Annotated in this window: 19 protein-coding genes and 1 pseudogene; 11 read left to right on the forward strand and 9 right to left on the reverse strand. The window is 65.9% G+C overall.

The window, feature by feature from the left end:
• Window positions 1-568, reverse strand: a 568-nt coding sequence (locus AO501_RS22125) for a PE family protein (RefSeq protein ID WP_231752573.1), incomplete at its 3' end; no start/stop codon positions are given.
• Between the two features lie 65 nt (window positions 569-633).
• The gene (locus tag AO501_RS22130; protein ID WP_063892908.1) at window positions 634-3,024 is read right to left on the reverse strand and encodes a PPE family protein; all 2,391 of its coding nucleotides are present in this window, start codon (window positions 3,022-3,024) and stop codon (window positions 634-636) included.
• Between the two features lie 189 nt (window positions 3,025-3,213).
• Between AO501_RS22130 and AO501_RS36180 the strand changes: the two are divergent.
• Window positions 3,214-3,348 (forward strand): annotated as a pseudogene (locus tag AO501_RS36180) (maleylpyruvate isomerase family mycothiol-dependent enzyme); the annotation flags it as partial.
• Window positions 3,349-3,355: 7 nt separating this feature from the next.
• Here the strand turns inward: AO501_RS36180 and AO501_RS22135 are convergent.
• Both AO501_RS22135 and AO501_RS22140 read right to left on the reverse strand, forming a co-directional pair.
• Window positions 3,356-6,175 carry an ATP-binding protein gene (locus AO501_RS22135; RefSeq protein WP_156452734.1) on the reverse strand — a complete coding sequence of 940 codons (2,820 nt, stop codon included), beginning with the start codon at window positions 6,173-6,175 and terminating at the stop codon, window positions 3,356-3,358.
• 239 nt (window positions 6,176-6,414) lie between these two features.
• Window positions 6,415-7,047, reverse strand: a complete 633-nt coding sequence (locus tag AO501_RS22140; protein WP_197419921.1) for a TetR/AcrR family transcriptional regulator — start codon at window positions 7,045-7,047, stop codon at window positions 6,415-6,417.
• A gap of 106 nt (window positions 7,048-7,153) precedes the next feature.
• Between AO501_RS22140 and AO501_RS22145 the strand changes: the two genes are divergently transcribed.
• The gene (locus tag AO501_RS22145; RefSeq protein WP_055579764.1) at window positions 7,154-8,263 is read left to right on the forward strand and encodes a phosphotransferase; all 1,110 of its coding nucleotides are present in this window, start codon (window positions 7,154-7,156) and stop codon (window positions 8,261-8,263) included.
• Window positions 8,264-8,275: 12 nt separating this feature from the next.
• Here the strand turns inward: AO501_RS22145 and AO501_RS22150 are convergent, their stop codons facing one another.
• On the reverse strand, window positions 8,276-8,863 hold the full coding sequence (locus AO501_RS22150; protein ID WP_055579765.1) for a TetR/AcrR family transcriptional regulator: 588 nt from the start codon (window positions 8,861-8,863) through the stop codon (window positions 8,276-8,278).
• A gap of 127 nt (window positions 8,864-8,990) precedes the next feature.
• Between AO501_RS22150 and AO501_RS22155 the strand changes: the two genes are divergently transcribed.
• Genes AO501_RS22155 through AO501_RS22165 form a run of 3 tightly spaced genes read left to right on the forward strand, consistent with a single transcriptional unit; the run spans window position 8,991 to window position 11,412 of the window.
• Window positions 8,991-9,707, forward strand: a complete 717-nt coding sequence (locus tag AO501_RS22155; RefSeq protein ID WP_055579766.1) for a hypothetical protein — start codon at window positions 8,991-8,993, stop codon at window positions 9,705-9,707.
• Window positions 9,708-9,736: 29 nt separating this feature from the next.
• Entirely contained in the window at window positions 9,737-10,474 is a 738-nt protein-coding gene (locus tag AO501_RS22160; protein ID WP_055579767.1) for a hypothetical protein, read from the forward strand.
• A 14-nt stretch (window positions 10,475-10,488) separates the two neighbouring features.
• The gene (locus AO501_RS22165) at window positions 10,489-11,412 is read left to right on the forward strand and encodes an alpha/beta hydrolase (protein WP_055579768.1); all 924 of its coding nucleotides are present in this window, start codon (window positions 10,489-10,491) and stop codon (window positions 11,410-11,412) included.
• Between the two features lie 59 nt (window positions 11,413-11,471).
• On the opposite strand, the gene AO501_RS22170 is transcribed toward AO501_RS22165, so the two are convergent.
• Window positions 11,472-12,734, reverse strand: a complete 1,263-nt coding sequence (locus AO501_RS22170) for an alpha/beta hydrolase (protein ID WP_055579769.1) — start codon at window positions 12,732-12,734, stop codon at window positions 11,472-11,474.
• A 230-nt stretch (window positions 12,735-12,964) separates the two neighbouring features.
• Between AO501_RS22170 and AO501_RS22175 the strand changes: the two genes are divergently transcribed.
• On the forward strand, window positions 12,965-14,215 hold the full coding sequence (locus AO501_RS22175; RefSeq protein WP_055579770.1) for a KasA/KasB family beta-ketoacyl-ACP synthase: 1,251 nt from the start codon (window positions 12,965-12,967) through the stop codon (window positions 14,213-14,215).
• A gap of 1 nt (window position 14,216) precedes the next feature.
• Here the strand turns inward: AO501_RS22175 and ctaD are convergent, their stop codons facing one another.
• Complete coding sequence (ctaD, locus tag AO501_RS22180) at window positions 14,217-15,962, reverse strand: cytochrome c oxidase subunit I (protein ID WP_055579771.1); 1,746 nt, start codon at window positions 15,960-15,962, stop codon at window positions 14,217-14,219.
• 127 nt (window positions 15,963-16,089) lie between these two features.
• Between ctaD and AO501_RS22185 the strand changes: the two genes are divergently transcribed.
• Complete coding sequence (locus AO501_RS22185) at window positions 16,090-17,439, forward strand: DUF5933 domain-containing protein (RefSeq protein WP_082658778.1); 1,350 nt, start codon at window positions 16,090-16,092, stop codon at window positions 17,437-17,439.
• Window positions 17,440-17,447: 8 nt separating this feature from the next.
• On the opposite strand, the gene AO501_RS22190 is transcribed toward AO501_RS22185, so the two are convergent.
• Complete coding sequence (locus AO501_RS22190) at window positions 17,448-18,743, reverse strand: flavin monoamine oxidase family protein (RefSeq protein WP_055579772.1); 1,296 nt, start codon at window positions 18,741-18,743, stop codon at window positions 17,448-17,450.
• Between the two features lie 81 nt (window positions 18,744-18,824).
• Window positions 18,825-19,442: a TetR/AcrR family transcriptional regulator gene (locus tag AO501_RS22195; protein ID WP_055579773.1), complete on the reverse strand. Its 618-nt coding sequence runs from the start codon at window positions 19,440-19,442 to the stop codon at window positions 18,825-18,827.
• Between the two features lie 105 nt (window positions 19,443-19,547).
• Here AO501_RS22195 and AO501_RS22200 point away from each other — a divergent pair, with 105 nt between their 5' ends.
• The 4 genes from AO501_RS22200 to AO501_RS22215 are packed head-to-tail and all read left to right on the forward strand — an operon-like array spanning window position 19,548 to window position 23,532.
• Window positions 19,548-20,972: a WS/DGAT/MGAT family O-acyltransferase gene (locus AO501_RS22200; protein ID WP_082658779.1), complete on the forward strand. Its 1,425-nt coding sequence runs from the start codon at window positions 19,548-19,550 to the stop codon at window positions 20,970-20,972.
• A 5-nt stretch (window positions 20,973-20,977) separates the two neighbouring features.
• Window positions 20,978-21,625 carry a DUF1345 domain-containing protein gene (locus AO501_RS22205; protein WP_055579774.1) on the forward strand — a complete coding sequence of 216 codons (648 nt, stop codon included), beginning with the start codon at window positions 20,978-20,980 and terminating at the stop codon, window positions 21,623-21,625.
• An 11-nt stretch (window positions 21,626-21,636) separates the two neighbouring features.
• Complete coding sequence (locus AO501_RS22210) at window positions 21,637-22,041, forward strand: hypothetical protein (protein WP_055579775.1); 405 nt, start codon at window positions 21,637-21,639, stop codon at window positions 22,039-22,041.
• A gap of 36 nt (window positions 22,042-22,077) precedes the next feature.
• Window positions 22,078-23,532: an MFS transporter gene (locus tag AO501_RS22215; protein WP_055579776.1), complete on the forward strand. Its 1,455-nt coding sequence runs from the start codon at window positions 22,078-22,080 to the stop codon at window positions 23,530-23,532.
• Window positions 23,533-23,572: the final 40 nt, after the last annotated feature.

A 23,572-nucleotide genomic window follows, 5' to 3' on the forward strand; every position in this document is an offset into this window, starting at 1 on the left:
CGAGCAGCCCGTTGGCCCCTCCGGCACCGCCGCTTCCGCCGGAGCCGCCGAACAGCAGGAGGCCCTTTCCGCCGGCCCCGCCGTCACCGCCGTGGCCCCACAAGCCCGCCGATCCGCCGGCGCCACCCGCCTGCCCGGTTCCGCCGGAGCCCCCGTTGCCGCCGTTGCCGATCAGCCACCCGCCGTCGCCGCCCCGCTGCCCGGTCAGCGCCGCCCCATCGGCTCCGTTGCCGAACAGCGGGCGGCCCGTCAACATCTTGACCGGGTCGTAGTTGAACAACCCCGTGGCTTGGACCTGACCGACCAGGGTCGTCAACGGGTCCGCGACGGCTGCCGCATTGGCCGCCTCCGCGGTCGCGTATGTCCCAGCCCCCGACGTCAAGGCCCGGACGAATTGCTCGTGAAACAGCGCCGCCTGCGCGCTGAGCGCCTGGTACTGCTGGCCGTAGGCGCCGAACAACTGAGATATCGCAGCCGAAACCTCGTCCGCACCCGCTGCCAACACCGCCGTCGTCGAGCCCGACGCCGCCGCCCTGGCGGCCTGAAGCGTCGTCCCGACGCTGGCCAAATATCCTGCAGCCGAATCGATTAGCTCCGGTGCACGCTCACAAACGACATGATGTCCAACCTCCCCTAGGACGAGGTGCCCTGCTGGAAGATGCCGGCGAGGTTGTGGCCGATGTTCTCTACGCCCGACACAAAGTTGTACGCAAGCCCGGCGCCCAGTTCGCCGACGTTGCCCATGCCTGATACGGCGTTGCCGAAGTTCATGAATCCTGAGGAAATCTGGCCCGTGACGTTGACGCCCGAGGTGCCAAAGTTCAAGAACGGGAACGGATTTGTGTTCTGGTAGCCCGAGACGAAATCGCCGCTGTTGGCAAAGCCGGAGCTGCCGCCGAGGCCCGTGTTGAAGAAGCCCGACGAGGGGGCGGCGGTGGTGTTGAAGAACCCGGGCGCTGCCGGAATGTTGATTTGCGCGATCGTGACGGGGTCCGTGGTGACGCTCGGCACGTCGATGGCCGGCGCGTCGAAGGGGAAGATGTTGACGCTCTGAATAACCACCGTCGGGGTGAGGGGGCCCGGGGGGATAGTGATTGTCGGCGTGTCGAAGCCGCCCAGGTTGATGGGCGGGACGGTGAAACTATTCGTCGAAATCACCGGTGTGTTGTAGCCCCCGGGCGCCCCAATGGTGATGATCGGGGCGTTGAACGACGTCAAACCGATCGTTGGCAGGTTGAAGGCGGAGATGAAACCATTGGAACCGAATTGGGTTATCTCGTTACCGCTGCTATTCATTGAAAAGTATTTTATTGGAACCCCCGGATCACCTATGAGGATCGGCGGGATAAAAACGTTAGTGAGATTAATGTAGGTGCCGAGCCCGTCCAATTTCCCGAATGTCTGGGCCGGGTCGCCACCGACTTGGAAGTTCGCCGCGAGCGGAAGATACATGGACGGTAGTTGTACGAAGGGGAGGTTGAACTTCCCGATAGATATCGTCGGTGCGGTGAAACCGCCCACTGCTATCGGCGGTGTCTGGAACTGCGGAATGTGCACGCTCGGAAGGTTTATTCCCGGAATCGTTATTGTCGGCGCCGAGAACCCACCTATATGAAATGAGGGAATGGAGAACTGTGAGTTGTTGATGATCGACGGTATGACCATCTTCGGCGCAAAGAATCCGCCGAGATGGGCGGACGGGATATGTATCGGGGGCAGGGTCAGGGCGGGTACGCCGATCTGAACGTGCAGACTGCCCTGGAAATTGCCGGTATAGAACATGCCGTTGTTGAAGTTGCCCATGTTGAACATGCCGTTGTTGAAACTGCCGGTGTTCAATGCGCCGGTGTTGACGTTGCCGGAGTTGTAGGAACCGGTGTTGAAGCTGCCGATGTTGAAGTCGCCGGTGTTCACCCAGCCCGGGTTGAAAGATCCGGTGTTGTAGCTACCCGCGTTGTAAGCACCCGTGTTGACGGCACCCGAGTTGAAGATGCCCGTGTTGAGGTTTCCGGCGTTGAAGAAGCCGGTGCTGGCCAACCCCGAATTCCCGATGCCGGTGCTGAAGTCTCCCGAGTTGAAGAAGCCGAAGCTGCCCTTGCCCGAATTGAAGAATCCCACACTTCCGTCACCGGAATTGAACAGGCCAAAACTGTTGACGCCCGTGTTCAGCTGGATGCCGACCTGATTGTTGCCGGTCAGGCCGATGCCGATGTTGTGGTCGCCTTTGTTGGCGATACCGATGTTGAAGTTGCCCAGGTTGGCGATGCCCTGGTTGTTGCTGCCCAGGTTTCCGAACAAGAAGTTGTGGCTGCCGACGTTCGCGGAGCCGACGTTTCCGTCGCCGATGTTTGCGGATCCGACGTTGGAATTACCGAAGTTCGCGTTGCCGATATTTCCAAAGCCGGAGTTTCCCATGCCCAGGTCGTTCATCCCGGCGTTCGCCAGGCCGAGGGCGAAGTCAAGTGACCTGGTGGACGCGGCGGGCAATGCGGCAGCTGATGCCGCCGCCGGCGATCCGGCGATCGGCAGCAACGCGGCAACAGCGCTCGAAGCGTCGGCGTAATAGCCCAGCATCGCGCCGACATCCTGGGCCCACATCTCCGCATAATCGGCCTCGACTGCTGCGATGGCCGGGAAGTTCAGACCGAACAGATTTGTCCGCGCGAGCGATGACACCACCACACGGTTCAGTGCGATCAGGTCAGGGTGAACCGTCGCCGCCTGCACCTTCTCGAACGCCGCCACCATAGTTCGCGCGGCCGCGGCCGTCTCATCGGCTTGCGCGGAAACCGTGGTGAGCCAGCCGACATAAGGCGCGGCGGCCTCCATCATCGCCTGCGATGCCGCGCCCTGATAGGACGCGCTGGTCAGCGTCGAGGTCACCCTGCCGAAAGACGTTGCGGCTGAACCTAATTCCGCGGCCAGATTGCCCCAAGCCTGCGCGGCGCCATACATCGGCTCGATCCCGGCACCGCCGAATATCTGGGCCGAGTTGATCTCCGGTGGCAACACTAGGAAGCTCATCGCCTCAAACCTTCCGTCTCCCAGCACTTTCGGCATTCAGGGTGGCGCGCGCACCGGCTGCGGTAAAGGGGTCGAAATACCCCATCGGCGGGACGGCCGGCCCGTGTGGGTATTTATTACGGCGGTCGGGAGTGGATCGCGCATAAGTGAGAGACTTCTGTCTACCGAATGGTTTTGGGAAGTGATGCCGTGGACGGTCTGGAGATGGCCACCGCCGAGCGCACGGACCTAGCTGATCTGCTGGAGACGTTGACGCCCGGGCAGTGGGAGGCACCGTCGCTGTGTCAGGGCTGGCGGGTACGGGACGTGGTCGCTCACGTCATGAAGCGGCCTATCGGGCCAGGCGCAGAGTTGTGGCCCCGGCACTTGGGTGTTCGTGCCCGATTTGCTCTTCCAGCAGCCCCAATTCCATTGCCAGAAGGGTTAATTGGGGGCGGCGTCGGCGCCCGGTCTTGTCGCGGATCCGATCCAGGTGCGATCGCACCGTGCGCAGCGATATGACCAAGGTCTGGGCGATCTGCTGATCTGTGTTGCCGTGGGCAAGCAACGCCAGCAGCTCCAACTCGCGCCGGCTGAGCTTGTGGGGCGCACGGGCTTCTTTCGACGATGCGGCCGCCGGCGTCAGCCTGGGGGCCTCGGCGAGCCGATTGCGGTAACCCGCGGCGATCGCGCGGTATCCCGCGGCCGAGGCGGCATCGGCGGCCTCCTGGTACAGCGCGACGGCATCCTCCAAGTCGCCGCGGTAGGCAGCGAGGTCGGCCGCCGCGCCTACGGCCAGCGGATGGCGGTCCGGACCAAGAGTGGCGTTGACACAGTGCTCGGCCTCGGCTGCGGACCCGGCTGCCAGCAAGACAGGCACCACGGTGCTCACGACGAAGGGATCTTTAGCCAGCACGGGCACCTGTGCCAGCAACCTTCTCGCCACATCGGCAGCCCCCTGTGGGTCCCCGCCCCGGGCGGTCGCCAGTTCCACCCGGGTAGGGCCGCACATACGGTGCCACCAGCCGTCCCGTGGCCCGAGATCGTCCAGCAGCGCTTCGGCCTCGGAGAGCCGGCCCTGCTGCAGCCGCACCCAGGCCAGGAGTTCGCGCCCGAGGAAGGACGACATCCCGGTGGGAACGGCTTCGGAGGCCTCGAGCACCGCCAGCGCGGCCGCCTCGGTTCGGTCGATGTCGCCCAGGAACCGTCCCGCCACCGCATCGACCAGCGAAGCCAACACCTCGGGGGCCGGGCCGACGTTGAGCGCGCGGGCGCCGCTGCGGATCAGGCCGACCACCGACGAAAGCTCGCCGGCCCGCATCGCCAAAGCCTTCTGCAGAACGCTGATGATGACGCCGGCGCCGAATTCCTCGGGCAGCCTCAGCCGCACAGCCTCCGCGATTCCACGGTCGATCACCGCAATACCCTCGTCGCGGCGGCCCAGCTCACACAGCGCTGCTCCGCGGTAGATCAACGCCGCGGCGCGGGCATGCTTGGCATCGGATTGCTCGGCCAGCGCCAGCGCGCGATCGGCGCAGGCCAGACCAGCCTCACCTTCGAGGTTCGAGTCGTGCCACATCGCCAGGCGCGCGTACAGCAAGGCCAGATCCGGCCCCGGCAAAGCGGTTTCGAGTATCAGACGCGCCCGCTCGAATGCATCGAGCGCGCCCTGCTGCTGGCCGAGGGCCAGCTGCACGGATCCGAGAACGATGAGAAGCTTTGCCGCCAAGCCGTTTCCGGCTCCTTCCAGCAGTTCCACGCCCTCTTCCAGTGGCGCGATCGCCGCCGCCGGATCCCCGCTGGCCAGCAGCATGCGACTCCGCTCGCACAGCAGATTGCCGCGCTCGACCGGATTGTCGACGTTGACCAACGCGTGGTCGTACAGTGCCGCCGCTTCGGCGAACGCCCCCGCCCGCGAGTTCATCTCAGCCGCCTGCGCGCACAGGGGCGCGGCGTCGGCCGCACGCCCGGCGGCCAGGAGATGACGGCTGCGCTCGATCACCGGCGCCGGCGGAACCGCCGCCGCGAGCGCGTCGGCGGCCCGGCTGTGCAGCGTTGTGGCTTCCCAGACCGGAACCGCGTCACGCACGGCCTCATGGGTGAGGGCGTGCCGAAACCGCACCCGTCCACGGTGAGCCGGGTCGGACTCCACCAACCGTGCGCGGGTCGCGGCGGTCAGCGCTGCCCACACCACCGAGGCCCGCAGCCCGGTCAGCTCCGACAGCAACCCGGGATCGAAGGTGTTGCCCAGCACCGCCGCGGCCATCACGACGCGCTGGTGTTCGGGCTCGAGGCGACCGAGTCGCCGCAAGACGCCGAGCGCCAGCGTGTTGGGCAGATGAAACCCGGAAAGCTCCGAGCACTGCCACCCGCCGTCGCGCCTGATGACATGTCCTGATCTGATCGCCGCTTCCAGCAACTCCTCCACGGCGTACGGAACACCCTCACTGCGGTGCACCAGCATGTCGACCAACTCGCTGCTGACCCGCTCGGCATCGAGGCGGGCGCACACCAGACGCTGGACATCGCCCCTGGCCAGCGGCGACAAATCCACCACGCCGGCCAGGCCGGCGCGCCGCCACCCGTCCAGCATCACCCGCACCGGGTGGGTCGCACCGCCCTCGTCGGAGCGGTCCGTCACCACCAACAGCAGCGGAAGCTTGCGGGTGCGCCGGGCAACGAAGTCGATCAGCGCGCGGGTCGATGCATCCGCCCAGTGCACGTCCTCGACCACCAACAGCGCACCCGACGGGGCCGCCACGGTGCGCAGCACCGTCACCACACCCTCGAAGAGCCGCAGCCGGATCGGGGCACCGAAAAGATCGTCCACCGGGGGCGCCCCGTCGGACAGTTCCGGGACGATCGCGCCCACCGCACCGGCCGCCGGCCCGAGCTGTTCTCGAAACGCCGCCACATCGGCGGTGGCCAGGTAGCTGTCGATCGCTTCGGAGAAGGGCAGAAACGGCAGCGCGAGCTCCAGCTCCCGGCATCCACCCCACAGCGCGGCGCAGCCGCGCTCCTCGGCCCGGCGGCTGAGCTCGCGGGCCAGGCGCGTCTTGCCCATGCCGGCATCGCCGGCCAGCACCCGCACCCGGCCCGTTCCCCGTCGGGCATCGTCGAGTGTTTCCTCCAGCGCCGCAAGGTCTGCGTCCCTCGCGATAAGCGGGATCACCGGAGCCGACCAGACATGCCGCTGCGGCTCAGCATCGCGATGGTGTTGTGCATGCCAGGTCCCTTCGTCGCACTTCTGTCCCGAATGCGCAGTGCGGGTTGGCCAAGCTTTGACGACAGAGCGGGCTACCGATCCCAAGTCGCAGTTCAGGTAGCTCACATCATCGTGCGTCCGAATGTGGATATTCGGCACGAATTCAATAAGGGTGAAGGGGAGGACCGGGACAGAGGGTCAGCTAATTAATGCCGCCGTCCGGCGGGCGCTCCCGATGAGGTGACCGAGTTGACCACGCCCAGCACCATGTCCAGGGTGGCCTGCTCCGCCTGCGTCCGTTGCTCACGCGATTTGTATTGTGCTCGTTCGAGATCGGCGAGCAGGGCGAAGACGACGGTGATCAAGCCGCGGGTGTGTAGCGCCCGAAGGCCGTCTGGCCGCGACGGTGCCAGGGCTTCGAGGCGTCGCACGATGAGGGTGGTCGCGGCCCAGTCGCGCCGGCCCGTCAGGTCGACTCCGGGGTAGTCGCGGACCTTCTCCATGAACCGCGCATGAAAGCCGGGGGCGCACGCACGCTGGTGTGCGAAGACCGGTCCGAGCAATGCCTCCAGCAGTCCGCGGGCGGTGAAATCAGCTCCGGCCTCGAGTGCGGCGAGCCGCTCGAGGCGTTGCGGTTCGAACACGTTCTGTCGTGCCTCGACGACCGCGGTGATGAGTTGTTCCCGGCTGCCGAAGTGGTAGCGGATGGCGGCGCTGTTGCGCTGCCCCGCCGCCGCAACCACCTGGCGCAGCGACACCGCCGGACCTTGTTCGGCGATGAGGCGCTCGGCCGTGTCGATGAGCGTCACGCGGGCGGGTTCTCTACTGCCCTCTTCCACGCTGCAGACAATATCACGATCGTATTGCATAAGTAACCCATTTGTATTAGCGTGCCGAGGGCAAGGGCGGCGGAATGCCGCTGCGACTCCGGCGTGAGGTTCTTTGATGTCTGAACTGGGGCGAATCCCCACCGATGCGGCAGCGATCACACCCGAACTCATCGAGCGGTTGATCGGCACCCTGAATCCCGGCGTCGGGGTGCGCGACCTGCGCATCCGGAGGGTGTGGCAGTGGGGGGAGGGCGACGCGGTGTCGACGTCCGGACGCGTCGATCTGGAACTGACGTATGACGAGGCGGGCGCCGGGCTGCCGCGGCAGGTCGTGCTGAAGCTCGCACGTCCCGACCTGCCGGCGTATCCGCTGTACCGCAATGAGGTTCAGGTGTACAGCCGCCTGTGGCCGTGGACCATGGTTCGCACCCCGCAATGCCTGGGGGCGTGGTTCGACGTGGCCACCGGCAGTTTCGGCTTGGCTTTGGAGGATCTCACCGCCCGGGGTGCACGGTTTCCGTCCGTGGTCTCGTCGCCGTCGCTGGCGAGCCTGGAAGACGCAATCCGGCAGCTGGCCCGATTTCATGCGCGGCACTGGGGAGAGCGAGCCGACTGGTCGGCCCCCGAACTCGAGTGGGCGCAGACGCACGTCGCCGGAGAATTGCGCGAACTGTTCACCCACCCCGATCTCGTGCCGGCGATGATCGCCGACGAAGTCGCCAACAATCTGCACAAGCGGGAACTGGTGCAGTCGGTGGACGAGACCACCGACTCGCTGTATGAAAAGGTGCAGCTGGTCCAGCGCCATCAGTCACAGCTGCAGCAGACCCTGGTGCATGGTGACTGCCACGTGGGCAACACCTTCGTGCTCCCCGACGGCTCAATGGGATTCGTGGACTGGCAGCTCAGTGTCCGCGGTTACTACATGCACGACTTGTCCTACCTGATCGTCACGGCACTGGATGTCGCGCAACGGCGCGCCCACGAGCGACGGCTCGTCGAGATGCACCTGGACCTGCTGCGCGGTCTCGGGGTACAGAATCTCCCGACGCCGGCCGAGGCGTTCGAGGAGTACCGCCGTGCCCACGCCTGGAACACCTACATCGGCTGGCTTACCTGCCCGGTTCCGAACTACGGCTGGGAGATCAACGTGGGCAACCACATTCGGCTGTTGACCGCCTACCGTGACCTGGACACAGGTCGGGCGATCGAGGCGATCCGCTGATCAGGCCTGTGGTCATCGGCCACGGCGCGTTGCTTCGAACGCTGTGAGGGTGCGTCGTACCGACCCTTCGAGCAGGTCTTCGTCCAAGGGCCGATCCAGCAGGAGCAGCCGCACGTAAGTCGGGGCGACGAGGTACTCGATGAGCGTGTCGGGGTCGGTGTCGGGACCGAGTTCGCCCCGTTGCACAGCACGCTCGACGATGACGGCAGCCCCAGCGAAGCGCTTCTGCCAGAACGACTTTCGGGCTTCCACCGAGCTGGGGTTGGCAGTGTCCAAAGCTGCCGCGGCGCGCAGGATCCGCTCGACTTCCGGCCGGCGCAGCAACTCGGAGATCTGCGACAGCAGGGCGCGGAGATCGCCTTCGAGGGTGCCGGTGTCCGGGACCGGATTGTCGGCTTCGGCCAGATGGCCGACCGCGCCGGCCGCCAGGTCGGCAGGTGTCGGCCAGTGCCGGTAGACGGTGGTCTCCGCTACGCCCGCGGCGCGGGCAACGTTGGCGACGGTCAGGCCCTCGTACCCGTGGGTGACGAGTTGCTCGAGCGCGGCGTCGAGCACGGCAGTGCGCACTCGCGCGGACCGGCCGCCGGTCCGGCGTTTCATCGCAGCGTCACCGCTGGGCACGTGACACCTCCCGGGGCCGGCCTTGACGTACGGACGGAACGAGCCTAGCGTGTCCTTAACGACAGAAAACTAGCGTTAAGGACAAAAGGTGCCTGGTACCACTCCCTTGCCGATCATCAGCGAGATTCGCGGCCGTACCGTGACGCGCGACGCGGTTCTGCGCTACGAGGACCGCCGAATCACCGCCGCGGCAAAGAAACTGGGGGTCAGCGCGCCGATTGGTGGCGATGTGGCCGAGCGACGGGAGGCTTTCCTGCGGACCAAGCTGGAGCTCGGCAGCGACGAGATACACCGCCGGCTCCGCCGCGACGCGACGATTGCCGGCGCGATTGCCAAGGTGCAGTCACGGCTCAGTGGCCGGCGTCGATTCAGCGTCACGGACCTGTACGTGCCGGCCGGCTCGGCGACGCAATTCGTCGAGTTCTACTGGGACTGCGTACGGCGCAACGACGAAGCCGAATTGCTGCGCGCGTGTCCTGATCACTTCGTCCAGCGCATTGGGGCCGACGGGCGGCACGAGGTTCTCGAGACCAATGGGGGCAGTCCGCTCGCCGCGCTGTTTTTCATTGACTACGAGGATCTTTCGCACGTGGTGACACCGGTCGATCGGGCCTTTCCCGGGCAGCTCGCCGGCGTTGCCTACGCCGACGGCATCCCAATCGGGGCGGTGCGCCACCAGTTCCGTGACACCGCTGACGGCTTCCATGCCCGCCTCACCGTCGAGTTCCCGCTGCCGACCTTGGGTCGCATGGTTGCCGGGCACCGCTGGCATCTGGCGTGCGAGTTCTCCAACTGGATCGAATCGTCCATCGCCGCGGGCTGAAGCCCATCTGCAAATCTGAAGGGAAAACGATGTTTTCGACTTCGACGCCACCGATCACGATCTCCGCCGTCATCGGCGGCCGACGTCGCAGCCGTGCCGAGGTGCTGGCCTGGGAGGACAAACGCATCACCGTGGCCGCCAGGAAACTCGGCGTGACGCTGCCGGCCTCCGGTGATGTGACGACCCGCCGCGAGGCCCTGCTGGCCGCCAAGCTGGAGATGGGCAGCACGGCGATCGCCGCCAGATTTGCTCGTGATGTCGCGCTCACCGATTTCGCTGCCCGGGTCGGCGCGATGCTGAGCACCGGACGCAGTCTGGTGCCCTCCCAGCTCGAGGTGGCCGGCGGTTCGGCCAGAGATTTCGTGGACTGGTTTTTCGAGGGCGTCCGCACGTCCGACGACGCCGCGATGCTGAGAGCCTGTCCCGACCACTACGTTTTGCGCACGGACAGCGACGGGCGTCAGGAGGTCGTGCAGGCCACCGGCTCAAGTCCGCTGGCGACGCGATTCTTCCTCAGCTACGGCAAGTCCTCCACGCTGGTGACGCCACGCGATCCGGCCTATGAATACGAGATTTCGGCGATAGCGCAGATGGCCGACGGCACACTGGCCGGCGGCGCACGACTGCAGTTCGGGGACACCGAGCGCGGTTTCCGGGCGCGACTCGTCGAGGAACTGCCACGGCTGAGCCCGCCCCACATGGTCCGCCAACAGGGCTGGCACTGCGTATGCGAGTTCTCCAACTGGATCGAAGCGGCATTCAAGTGAAAGCGAGAATCGAAATGGAACAGCGCGTCGAATTCCCCAGCGACGGAGAGATTTTGGTCGGTCGGCTATTTCGGCCCGACGATGCGACCGGTCCTTTGCCGACCGTGGTGGCCGCGGGCGGATGGTGCTACACCAAAGAAATCGTCCTACCCCATGTGGCCCGCATTGTTAACGAATCCTCGGTGCAGGTATTGACATTCGACTACGCCGGTTTCGGTGAGAGCTCGGGAGGGCGGAGGCAACACCTGGACCCGTGGCAGCAGATCTCCGACTACCGTAACGCCCTGACGTATGTGGAGTCCCGCGAGGACGTCAACCCCGACAAGCTCGGTGCGTTCGGCATCTCCTACAGCGGCGGCCACGTACTGATCCTCGCGGCGATCGATCCCAGGGTGAAAGCCGTGGTCAGCGTTGTGCCCGTGGTCGACGGCCACGCGACGATGAAGCGGGTTCACGGTGAGGCTCGATTCGCCGATTTCGAGGCCAAGATCCTCCATGCTCGTCGGCAGGCTCCGCTGGGCACAGATGACCGCATCGCCTTCGCCACTTTGACTCCGGCTGAGGAACTCTCGGTGTGGCCGTTCCCTCGGATCTACGAGGTGTTCAACCAGATCAAGGCCGACGAGGCCCCGCTGCATGAGCATTGGAGCACCACCGAGTCAGCCGAATTGCTGCTCAACTACCGCGTTTTCAATTTCCTGCCGCGAGTGCTCGACAAGAAGGTGATGATGATCGTCGCGGAGGGCGACAACATCACGGCGTGGGATCTGGAGATCGCCGCCTTCAACCAGGTCGCCTCGCCGTTCAAGAAGCTCGCCGTGTTGCCGGCCGTCAGCCATATGAGCCTTTACGCCGAGCGCAGCGACACCAACATCGCCGCAGCGCATACCCGGGACTGGTTCGGGCAGCAGTTGTCCGAAGGCGGTCGTAACGGATGAAGTTCGCCGGTCACCGGGCCCGACCTCTCGAAGCAGGACGGCCTGCTCGCTCACTACGGTCAGCTGACCGGCACTGAGCTGGCCGGACCGGCAGGAGGATGAGGTTCCAGCCGATCGGCCAGCCACGGCAGCGTTTCCGCAAAAGCCCCAGCCGCCGACGGCCAGTCGTGCTTGCCCGGCAATCCCATCACGTCGCACGAAATGCGGCTGCCCTGAGCGGCCTCACACAGCGCCTCGGCGGCGTCCTGTCCGACGCCGTCGCGATCGCCATCAGTACCAGGGACCGCGAACAGGCCGGATAGGCCGGTGTATGGGCCATGGCGCCTGATCGCCGTCGTCGGGTCGAATCGCCAGTACGCCTCGGCGTCACCGCCGAACAACCGGTCGATCGTCTGTTGCCGCGTGCCCGAGTTAGGGCCGATGTCACCGCCGATGTCCACGAAGGCGCTGAACGTTTCGGGATGCATGACCGCCAAGTCGACGGCACAGGTGCCGCCCGCGGAGAATCCGACGACGCCCCACTTCGGTTGAGCGCCTAGGCCGAACAGCTCGCCGACCTCGGGAATCACCTCGGAGGTCAAATGCGTGGCGGCGTGTCCGCGCGGGCCGTCGACGCACTCGGTGTCGACGGCGAATCCGCCTGTGGAGTCTGCGAATACGGCGATCGGGGCGTTACCGTTGTGTGCCGCGGCGTAGGCATCGAGGGCTGTGGTGGCGTCACCGACGCGAATCCAATCGGCGGGGGTGCCGAACTCGCCGCCGAGCATCAGGATCGCCGGAAGCTGCTTTCCGCTGAACCACGCCGGAGGCAGGTAAACCCATTCGCGGCGATGTGAGAAGCCGGATATCCGACTGCTCGTGGTCACCGCCACAAGCTTTCCGCGTTGTAGTGCAGCATTTTTGCGCTGCATTTCGAAGGCTGTCCCGATGTGTACCTGACCCCGCAGTGGTCGGTTGGTGAGTTGGCTCCACGCGGCATCAACGGTGGGGAAGTAGCCCAGCCAGCCGTTGATCGTCAATCCCGCACTGAGCAAGCAGAACGACATCGCGAATACCGCCGCGTTGCGTCGCCAGCCGCTCGCACCCGACCAGCCCGCGATAACGGTGGCGGTACCCAGCCCGAAGAGATAGACCCAGAGCCAGAGTTGCCATGGCGCGGGCTCACTGGCGATGCCAAGTGTCTCGTACGTCCAGTGCGCCACCGCTACGGTTGCCGCTCCCGCGGTGACGCCCACGGCCACCACCCGCCCACGCCACCCGATGGCATAGAGAAGCGCCGCGGCGGTCACGAATTGCACCACGGCGGGAATCAATCCGTGCATAAGCGAGGTGTACAGACCGAGAGTTTTACCCGCAGCCGGGCGCCGAAAACGTGGCACGCAGCACGCCGAGTTCGGCGATGGTCTTTTCGGCCTCGGCGGCGCTGTTTATCATGATGCCGATCGCCGATATCAGGTTTTCGTCGGCACGACTTGGGAAGGTGATACCTGTAGCGGGCGTGGCTCCTGGAGGGGGACGTGACGTCGATGTTCGACACAAAGAAACGACCGGCATGACCGCGTTGAGAACGGGTGAGGGGTTCCCCGACGTCGTCGTCACCGGGGTGGCGTCCACGACGTCACTCGCGCCGGATGCCGAGGAGACCTGGCAGCAACTGCTGCAGGGCAGCAGCGGAATTCGTAAATTGGACAAAGATTTCGTCACCGAATTCGACTCACCGATACGGATCGGCGGTCCGTTGCGCGAAGACCTGGACGAGCAATTCGGCCGTGTCGAGCTGCGCCGGTTCGCATTCATGCAGAAACTGTCCGCGGTGGTCAGCCGGCGGCTGTGGGAGCAGGCCGGGTCGCCCGAAGTCGACACCAACCGGCTGATGGTCTCGGTCGGTCTGGGCCTGGGCAGCACCGAAGACATTCCGCTCTGGCACAACATCTGGAAGGTCAAAGGCCTCAAGGCGATCTCGCCGATCTCGGTGCAGAAGTACATGCCGAACGCGCCCGCCGCCGTGATCGGGCTCGACCGTGAGGCCAAGGCCGGCGTCGAGACGTCGGTGATGGCCGACGCGTCGGGTACCGCGGCCATCGCACAGGCCTGGCAGAACATCGTCCTCGGAGAGGCCGACATGGCGATCTGCGGCGGCGTGGAGACGGTCATCGAGGCCGTGCCCATGGCGACGTTCTGGCAACTGGGCATGCTGTCCACCAACAACGACGACCCGACCGGAGCCTGCCGGCCGTTCGACAGGCACCGCGACGGCATGGTGTTGGCGGAAGGCGGCGCGATGCTGCTGGTCGAAACCGAGGAGCATGCCAAGGCGCGGGGCGCGCCCGTCCTGGCCCGGCTGATGGGTGCCGCCGTCACGTCGGACGGATGCGACGCCGTGATGCCGGACCCGAGCGGCGAACGCGCCGGTGACGCGATTGCCCGCGCGATCTACCTGGCCGGACTGGCTCCGAGCGACATCGACCTCGTCAAGGCGCATGCCGCCGGCACCACGTTCGGGGATTCGGCCGAGGCGCGCGCCATCCATCGGGCACTGGGTGACCACTCACCGGCGGTGTACGCGCCCAAGTCGGCGCTGGGCAATTCACTTGGTGCGGCCGGCGCGGTCGAGGCTGTGCTCACGGTCCAGGCTTTGCGTGACCAAATCGTGCCGCCCACTTTGAATTTCACCGAATCCGATCCCGAGATCGACCTCGACGTGGTGGCCGGTGAGGCACGCCGCGGGAATTACCGCTATGCCGTGGCGGAGTCGTTCGGCTTGGGCGGGAACAACGTCGCAGTGGTCTTCGGCGCGGCCTGAGTCAGGAGCGCACTTCGACGTCGTCGACTCTGGTGACGTCCTTGTCTTTGGGGCCGTGCGCACGCCCGATGTGCGCTTCTTCACGCATGCGCTTGACCATGTGCGGGTAGTGCAACTCGAAAGCCGGTCGCTCCGAACGGATCCGGGGCAGCTCGGTGAAGTTGTGCCGCGGCGGCGGGCAGCTGGTCGCCCACTCCAGCGAGTTGCCGTAACCCCACGGGTCGTCGACGGTCACCACCTCGCCGTAGCGCCAGCTCTTGAAGACGTTCCACACGAACGGGAACATCGACAGGCCCAGGATGAAGGCCCCGACGGTGGAGACGATGTTCAGCCCCTGAAAATTGTCGGTCGCCAGATAATCGGCGTAGCGGCGCGGCATGCCCATATCGCCCAGCCAGTGCTGCACCAGGAACGTGGTGTTGAACCCAATGAAGGTCAACCAGAAGTGCAGTTTGCCCAGCCGCTCGTCAAGGAGTCGACCCGTCATCTTCGGGAACCAGAAATACGTCCCGGCGTAGGTGGCGAACACGATGGTGCCGAACAGGACGTAATGGAAGTGGGCGACCACGAAATAGCTGTCGGTCACGTGGAAGTCCAGCGGCGGGCTGGCCAGCATCACTCCGGTCAGCCCGCCCAGCAGGAAGGTGAGCAGAAAGCCGATGGAGAACAGCATCGGCGTCTCGAAGGTCAACTGGCCCTTCCACATCGTGCCGATCCAGTTGAAGAACTTGATCCCGGTCGGCACCGCGATCAGATAAGTCATGAAAGAGAAGAACGGCAGCAGCACGGCTCCGGTGGCGAACATGTGGTGCGCCCACACCGCTACTGACAGGGCCGCAATCGACAGCGTCGCGTAGACCAGCGTGGTGTAACCGAAGATCGGCTTGCGTGAAAAGACGGGGAAGATCTCGGTGACAATGCCGAAGAACGGCAAGGCCACGATGTAGACCTCTGGGTGGCCGAAGAACCAGAACACGTGCTGCCACAGCAGAACTCCGCCATTGGCGGGGTCGTAGATGTGGGCGCCGAGGTGCCGGTCGGCGGCCAGGCCGAACAGCGCCGCCGTCAACAGCGGGAACGCGATCAGCACCAGCACCGACGTCACCAGGATGTTCCAGGTGAAGATCGGCATCCGGAACATCGTCATGCCCGGTGCGCGCATGCAGACGACGGTGGTGATCATGTTGACCGCGCCCAGGATCGTGCCCAGACCGGCGATGATCAGCCCGGTGATCCACAGATCGCCACCGGCGCCGGGAGAGTGGACGGCGTCACTGAGCGGGGTGTAGGCGGTCCAGCCGAACTCCGCCGCGCCGCCGGGTGTGATGAAGCCCGCGAGCACGATCAGCCCGCCGAAGAGGAACAGCCAGAACGACAGGGCGTTCAGGCGCGGGAACGCTACGTCGGGCGCACCGATCTGGAGCGGCAGCACCAAGTTGGCGAAGCCGAACACGATCGGGGTGGCGTACAGCAGCAGCATGATCGTGCCATGCATGGTGAACAGCTGGTTGTATTGCTCGTTCGACAGGAACTGCAGGCCGGGCGCGGCCAGTTCGGCGCGCATCATCAGCGCCAGGAGTCCACCGATGAAGAACATGGTGAAGCAGGTGACGACGTACATGATGCCGATCAATTTGTGATCGGTGGTGGTGACGAGCTTGTAGATCAGGTTGCCCCTGGGGCCGAGCCGGGCCGGGAAGGGACGACATGCGGTGAGCTGGGCAGCCTGAGGCTCCGCGATCGACATAGCGCTGCGGATTTCCGGCTTTTGCCGCCTCAAACATCGCCGGCGTGTTTGACCGCGGACGTAACGGTTAGGTGGGCATCGGCCCGGTCTTGCCCTAGACCCCAACCTGACACTTATTATTCGTCGGGTGTTCACCGGCGACCTGCGAAGCGTGCAATGGCGCTCTCAGGCGACCCGCCTATGGGGGCCGACGGCCGTCGTGCTCATCGCCGCCGTGGTGATCGGCCTGCAGATCACGGCCACTGGAGCGGGGTTCGTGGGTCCGCTGCGCAGCCTGGCCGGCGACTATTTCGGCACGCCGACATCGGCCACCGTGCCGTGGGTGGGCCTAGGTGTGGCGATGGTCGGGCTATCCCGCCGGTACCGGGTCTGGTCGCTGTCGGTGGCGGTGGTGCTCGATGTCGTACTCGCGGTGCTGAGGGTGGCGCGCGGCGGTGCCTGGACGGTCGGCAACGGTCCGCTGATCGTCCTGACCGGCTTGGCGGTGATCGTCGGCTGGCGGCGCTGGGCCAGGGACGAACACTCCACGGCATTGCGGGGAGTCGCTTTCGGCCTGCTGCTCGTCATCGCCACCAAGGTCGGCGACAGCTGGTTGCGTATCACCGCGATCCTGCGGCCGGTGGTCCTGGACGAGTACGCACTACTGGCCGATCACGCACTCGCACAACCTTCGTGGCTGCTGGGCCGGCTCCTGCACGCGGGCGGCCCTGTTATCAATGCGGCGTTTCACTGGGTGTACATCGAATTGCCCGTCGCGGCAATGGTGGTCGCGATCTATCAACTGCGCAACGTCAGCATCGGCGGCTGGCCGCGGCACTTTCTGATCCCGACATTCCTGGTGCTCGGCCTGATCGGGCCGCTGATCTACGTGTTCTTCCCGTTGGTCGGCCCGGACTTCGCTTTTGGAAGCGAGGGCCGGGGATTCGAAATCGGCGACTTCTGGCCGCACGCCGTGCCGCGGATCAATCTGTCCCCCAAGGCAATTGCCTTCGACGGGTCGACTCCACGCAACTGCATGCCGTCGATGCACACGGCGTGGGCGCTGGCGGTGTTCCTGCACTCCCGCGGGGGACCACGCTGGCTGCGGATGGGCGGCGCACTGTGGCTGACGTGCACCGTAGCGGCGACCCTCGGCTTTGGGTACCACTACGGCGTCGATCTGCTGGCCGGCGGATTGCTCTGCCTGACGGTGGAATCGGCGCTGCGCGAGCCGGTGCGCGACCGGGTCGGGCGGCGAATAGGAATGACGGCTTTTGGAGCCGCATTTCTGGTTGCGCTGCTGGTGTGTTGCCGGTACTTCGCGGCGGAGATGGCGCGCTACGCGGTGCCGTTCGGCGTGCTCATCATCGGCACGCTGGTGGCATTCAGCGCGGCTTTCTACGTGACCTATTTCGCTCGGCCGGCCATGCCGGCCGAGGACAGAAGTCTGCCGGTACGGGGCGTCTTCGTACGTCAGGGTTCCTCGGCTGTGTCCTGATGAACACGCTACGGCTGTAGGGCGGCCATCACTTCGGCGGCGGCCCGCCGGCCGGCCTCGATCGCCCCATCCAGATAGCCGGGATGCCCACTGGCGGTTTCCGATCCACCCCAATGGATGTCGCCGACCGGCCCGCACGGCATCGGCACGAATCCCTCGGTGGTGCCGGGTTTCGGCAGCGCAACATAGCCGCCTTCGACGAATTCGTCGAGGTGCCAAGACTTCTCCTGCCAGTCGACCGGATCCAGCACCTCCGGGCCTATGTGCGGCACCAGCGGCCTCAGCACGGCCTCGCGGCGCGCCGCGCCGTCCAACGCGGACAGCTCTCGTGCGTCGGGACCGCCGACCAGCACACACAGATGGCCCGGCCCGCCTGGCGCGGTGGTGTCGAAAACCGCGCTGCCCGGTCTGTTCAGGACAATGAATTCCGCGCCGCCGCGTTCTCGCCAGAACGGCCGGTGATAGACCGCGACCGCCTTGTACACCGACCCCATATATGTATTGCGCTGCAAAGCAACCATATTCGAGGGCAGCGCGGGCTCGAACGTGATCCGGGAAGCCACCGGCGGCGGTGCCGTGACGATCACCTTGTCGGCCCGCACATCGCCCGACACCGTGCGCACCAGCACCCCATCGCCACACACGATCGAGGTCACCCGATGCGCGGTACACACCCTCGGGCCCAGCTCTGCCGCCACCCGTTCGACCAGCGCCCCGGCACTCTCAACCAGCAACGATTCCTGGGCGCCGCCTTTGGTGCCCAGAATCGTCAACAGGCCGCCCTGGTAGCGGATCATGTCCGTGGCGGCGCGCACCGACAGCCGGTCGAGGTCCCCGGTCCACGAGATCAGGGCCACCACCTCGAGCAGTCGCCGAGCGGTGCGACCCGGCACCCTGCCCAGCCACCGGTCGAGGGTCGACGCGTTGAGTCTGGCCGGTGCTCCGAGCCGCGCCAGCACGCCGATCCCGGCCAGGGCCAGAGCCGAGACAAGCATCGAGGGCCCCAGTCGCGAGACCCGCCGCTGCCCGTCGATCACCGTGGGCAGGGTCCCGGTGTGCATCGGGAACATCGTCACGCCGAGTTCGGCGGCCAGCTCCGCGACCCGGTGGTGGTCGTGGCCGATCCACTGCCCGCCCAGGTCGAAACGCGATCCCAGCGCACTGGTCCGGCCCAGCACGCGTCCGCCCACCCGATCGGCCGCTTCGAGGACGATCACGTCGACGCCCCGCCGATGCAGCTCACGTGCCGCGGTCAGTCCGGACAGTCCGGCGCCCACCACCACCACCACCGTCGAGTCCCGCATCGCCAACCTCCAACTTCCTACTAAGTCGGTCAACCGACCGAATCAGTAAGCCACAGTTAGGCCATGCGCTGCAACACCGGGTCACCGTGCCCCTTTGACCGGCTGCGGGTCGGCGAACATCACCAGCATGTCGACGGCGCGTTCGAGATCATGCCGGGCGCGGGCGGCGTCGGTGCTGGCCACGTACTGCACGATCAGGCCGTCCAGCACGGCCAGCGTCAACCGGCCGAGCGTCGGGAAATCCACGGCGCACCGCTCGCCGGCCGTCCGTGCAGCTTGCTCGAACAGCGTGCTGACCAGCTCGGTATACCGGTGGTACTGCAACTGGGCCAGACCGCCCGCGCCTTCGGTGCGCACCGAATACATGGCCAGCTCATACTGCATGACCTGCAGTCCGATCTCACGCTCGACCAGCTTGCTCCAGAACATGGTCATGCTCTCCCGCAGCGCGTGCGCGACCCCGCGGTCAGGCTGCAGGCCGGGCTGCACGGCCGACACCACGTCGTCGATGACCGCCGTGATGACCGCGCGCAACAGCAGGTCCTTCGTCGGAAACACATAGTGCAACGTGCCGAGCGGGATGCCGGCCTCGGCTGCCACCGCGCGCAGAGTCGTGCCCGGAACCCCGACTTCGCTCAATACCCGGACCGCGGCGGCCACGATCTCTTCCTGGCGCCGTTCCACCCGCACGTATGCCATGCACGGCTCCTTTCGTGATCGGGGTTGATAGTCGGACAACCGTCCGAAGTGTACGGCCGGGATCGGGGTCTGGCATCCAACTCCGTGACGGGGTGGAATAGGCGTGTGAAGCGACTCACTGGTGTGGACGCCCTGATGCTGTACACCGAGACACCCGAGATTCACATGCACACGCTGAAGATCGGCATCCTCGACGTGTCAAACATGGAGCGGGACTACGACTTTGAGATCTTCCGCGAGGTGGGTTACCAACGGCTGATGGCGCTCGAGCCGCTGCGTTACCAGTTGCTGGACATCCCGCTGAAGTTGCACCATCCCATGTGGCTGGTCAACGAGGACATCGACCTCGACTATCACGTACGCCGCGCGCGGGTGCCGGCGCCGGGCGGGCGACGAGAGCTCGACGAGTTGATCGGCCACATCGCGAGCACGCCGTTGCGCCGCGATCACCCGTTGTGGGAGATGTATGTCGCCGAGGGGCTGGCCGACAACCGGATTGCCATCATTCACAAGGTCCACCACGTACTGGCCGACGGCAAGGCTTCGGCGAACCAGATGGCTCAGGCGCTGTCGCCGCACCAGCCCGAACCCCGGCGGTTGCCGCGCGAACTGCCGACCCGCTCGCACCTGCTCAAGGAGGCCGCCAAAGATCACGCGGGCCTGATCCGCAAGCTGCCGCGCCTGCTCGGCGAGACGGCCTCGGGCGTCTCCCGGGTGCGCCGCCGATCGAAGGAGCGGGGTCCCACCCCCGACCTCGCCCGCAACTTCGCCCCGCCGCCGTGCTTCATCAACCACCGGGTCAGCCCCGGGCGCCGGTTCGCCACTGCGCCATTGGCGTTGGCCGACGTCAAGGAGACCAGCAAGCATCTCGACGTCACGCTCAACGACGTCGTGCTGGCCACCGTGGCCGGGGCACTGCGCCGACTGCTGTTGCGCTACGACGGCCAGGCCGATGTCCCGCTGATCGCCGGGGTGCCGGTGAGCTACAACCCGGCACCAGATCGCCTGGCGGGCAACGAATTCACCTACATGACGCCGTCACTACCGGTGCATGTCGAAGACCCGATGCAACGAGTTCGGCTGACGGCCATGGCAACCAGGATCGCGAAGGAGAATCACCAGCTGCTCGGCCCCACCGTGCTGCCCGCCTGGATGTCCTATCTCCCGACAGGGTTGGCGCCGCGCATGTTTCGGGCCCAGGCCCGACGCATGGAGTCGGCCAGCGTGATGAACCTGGTGGTGTCGAACGTGCCCGGGCCGCGCGAACGCGGCTGCATCGAGGGAGCGACGCTCACCGAGATCTATTCGGTGGGGCCGATCGTGGCGGGCAGCGGCATGAACATCACCGTGTGGAGCTACGTCGACCAATTCGCCATCTCGGTGCTGACCGACGATCGCACCCTGGACGATCCGCACGAGGCTACCGATGCTCTGATCGACGCGTTCCGTGAATTGCGCAGCGCTGCCGGGCTTTCCGGGGATCTCACGCCGCTCGAGGCCAGCCTGCCGCTAGCCGCGGCGCTGGGTTGACGGCGATGGGCGGTGAGGGCTGGCGCAGGCATGTCGTCATCCGGCTGATCGTCGCGGGACTCGTCGGCGCCGCGGCGGTGTTGCTGTTCGTGACCACGTCGGGATGGGCGTACGCGCCGAGCGTGGGATGGATCGCCGCGGCATTGGTGTATCTGGTGTGGACGTGGGTCGTCGTGCTGCCCATGGACGCCGAGAGCACGCGCGAACACGTGGTGCCCGAGGATCCGCCGACCGGCTGGGTGATCGACGTGGTGATCCTCTCGGCGAGCGTGGCGAGTCTGGCCGGGGTGGGGCATCTGCTCACCGCAGGCTCCAGGGCGGGAGTGGAGAAGAATATCGCCGCGGGAACCGGGGTCGTGTGCATCGCCGTCGCGTGGTGCGTCGTCCACACCGTGTTCAGCATCCGCTACGCCGACGTCTACTACTCGAACTCGGCCGGCGGCATCGACTTCGGTGGCACCGAGAACCCCCGATTTCTGGATTTCTTCTACCTCGGATTCACCATCGGGATGACCTATCAGGTTTCCGACACCACACTGCAGACCGGCCAGCTGCGCCGCATCGCGCTCGGCCAGGCGCTGCTGTCCTACCTGTTCGGTGCGGTTATTCTGGCTGTCACTATCAATCTGGTTGTCGGACTGAGTAATTCATGAAAGGAGGGCTCATGGCCGATGCCGGCCGGAGCGCACATCAGGAAGCCCGCAAGGCTCGCGTCATCGAGCACATGCAGAGCGAGAACGTGCAAGAGTGGGATCGCACGATGGCGACCTTCAGCCACCCCCGCTACGAGTTGCCGGACGGCACGGTGTTCGACGGCGCCGACGAGGTCATGCGGTACTGGATCGACGGGCGCGCGCTGGTACCCGACCAGACCAACGAACTGATCGAGCTCACCCACCTCGATGACGGGCAGGTCCAGATCGAGTTCTGGCTGCGCGGCACTCCGACCACGGCAACCGAGCCGTTCGAGGTCCGGCTGTGGGCCGTCTTCGGCTTCGATGAGTCCGACCTGATCACCGGGGAACGCGTATTCGTCGCTCCGCCGACCGCCGAGCAGCTCGCGGGATGAATGTTTCCCGCCGCTCCCTGAAGGGAACGAGGACGTGTGCCGAATAGTGAGGAGCAGTCGGGTCCGATCCGCAGCCTGATTCCCGCCCGTATCGACCGATTGCCCTGGTCGCCGTTCCACACCCGCATGGTGGTGGCGCTCGGCGTGGCGTGGATCCTGGACGGCCTCGAGATCACGGTGGCCAGTGCGGTGGCCGAGACGCTGACCGAACCGCAGACACTGCATCTGTCTTCGGCCGCCGTCGGGTTCGTCGCCACCGTCTACCTGGCCGGCGAGGTCGCCGGGGCGCTGTTCTTCGGCCGCCTGTCCGACAAGCTCGGGCGGCGCAACCTGTTCATGATCACCCTGGGCGTGTACCTGCTCGGCAGTGCACTCACCGCGGCGACGCTGGGCAACAGCGCGGCCTGGATCGCCTTCCTCTACCTGACGCGATTCATTGCCGGGATGGGCATCGGCGGGGAGTACGCGGCCATCAACTCGGCGATCGACGAACTGATCCCGGCCCGCTTCCGGGGCCGCGTCGACATCGCGGTCAACGGGACCTACTGGGCCGGGGCGGTGTTGGGCACGCTGGGCACGTTCGTGTTCCTGCGGGCCATCGAGCTGAGCCTGGGCTGGCGGTTGGCCTTCCTGATCGGGCCGGTCCTGGCGCTGGTGATTCTGCTGGTTCGGCGCAACCTGCCGGAGAGCCCGCGCTGGCAGGTGATGAACGGCCGCACCGAGGACGCCGAGCGCACCATCTCCCACATCGAGGAGGAGGTGCGGGCCACCGGTGCCTCCCTGCCGCCGGTCGACGAATCCACCGCGATCGAGTTGCGGCCCGCGCAGGAGATCGGTTACCTCGCGTTGACGCGTGTGCTGTTCCGCGACTACCCGAGTCGGGCCGTACTGGGTGCCGTGCTGATGATCAGCCAGTCGTTCCTGTACAACGCGATCTTCTTCACCTACACCCTGGTGCTGGGCAAGTTCTACGGCGTGCCCTCGGCCTCGACACCGCTCTACCTCATCGCATTCGCGGTGGGTAATCTGCTCGGACCGCTGACCATCGGGCACTTCTTCGACACGATCGGCCGGCGCAAGATGATCGCCGGGACCTATCTGGCGTCGGGGCTGCTGCTGGCGCTCAGCGCGGCCCTGTTCCAGGCCGGTGTGCTGAACGCCATCACTCAGACCATCGCCTGGTGCGTCATCTTCTACATCGCCTCGGCCGGGGCGAGCGCGGCCTACCTCACCGTCAGCGAGATCTTCCCGCTCGAGGTGCGCGCCAAGGCCATCGCGGTGTTCTTCGCCATCGCGCAGTGTTTCGGTGCGCTCGGGCCGGTCATCTACGGCGCACTCATCGGCGACGGCTCCAGGCCGCTGCTGCTGTTCCTGGGTTACCTGCTGGGCGCGGCGGTGATGATCGCCGGCGGCCTCGTGGCCTGGTTCTTCGCAGTCGACGCCGAAGGCAAATCCCTGGAGGACATCGCCACACCGCTGGCAGCCAGGTGAGGTCATACTGAGTGTCCGGTTCCGATGAAAGGAGAGGCGG

The sequence above is a fragment of the Mycobacterium gordonae genome (assembly GCF_001417955.2).
Taxonomy (GTDB): domain Bacteria; phylum Actinomycetota; class Actinomycetes; order Mycobacteriales; family Mycobacteriaceae; genus Mycobacterium; species Mycobacterium gordonae_B.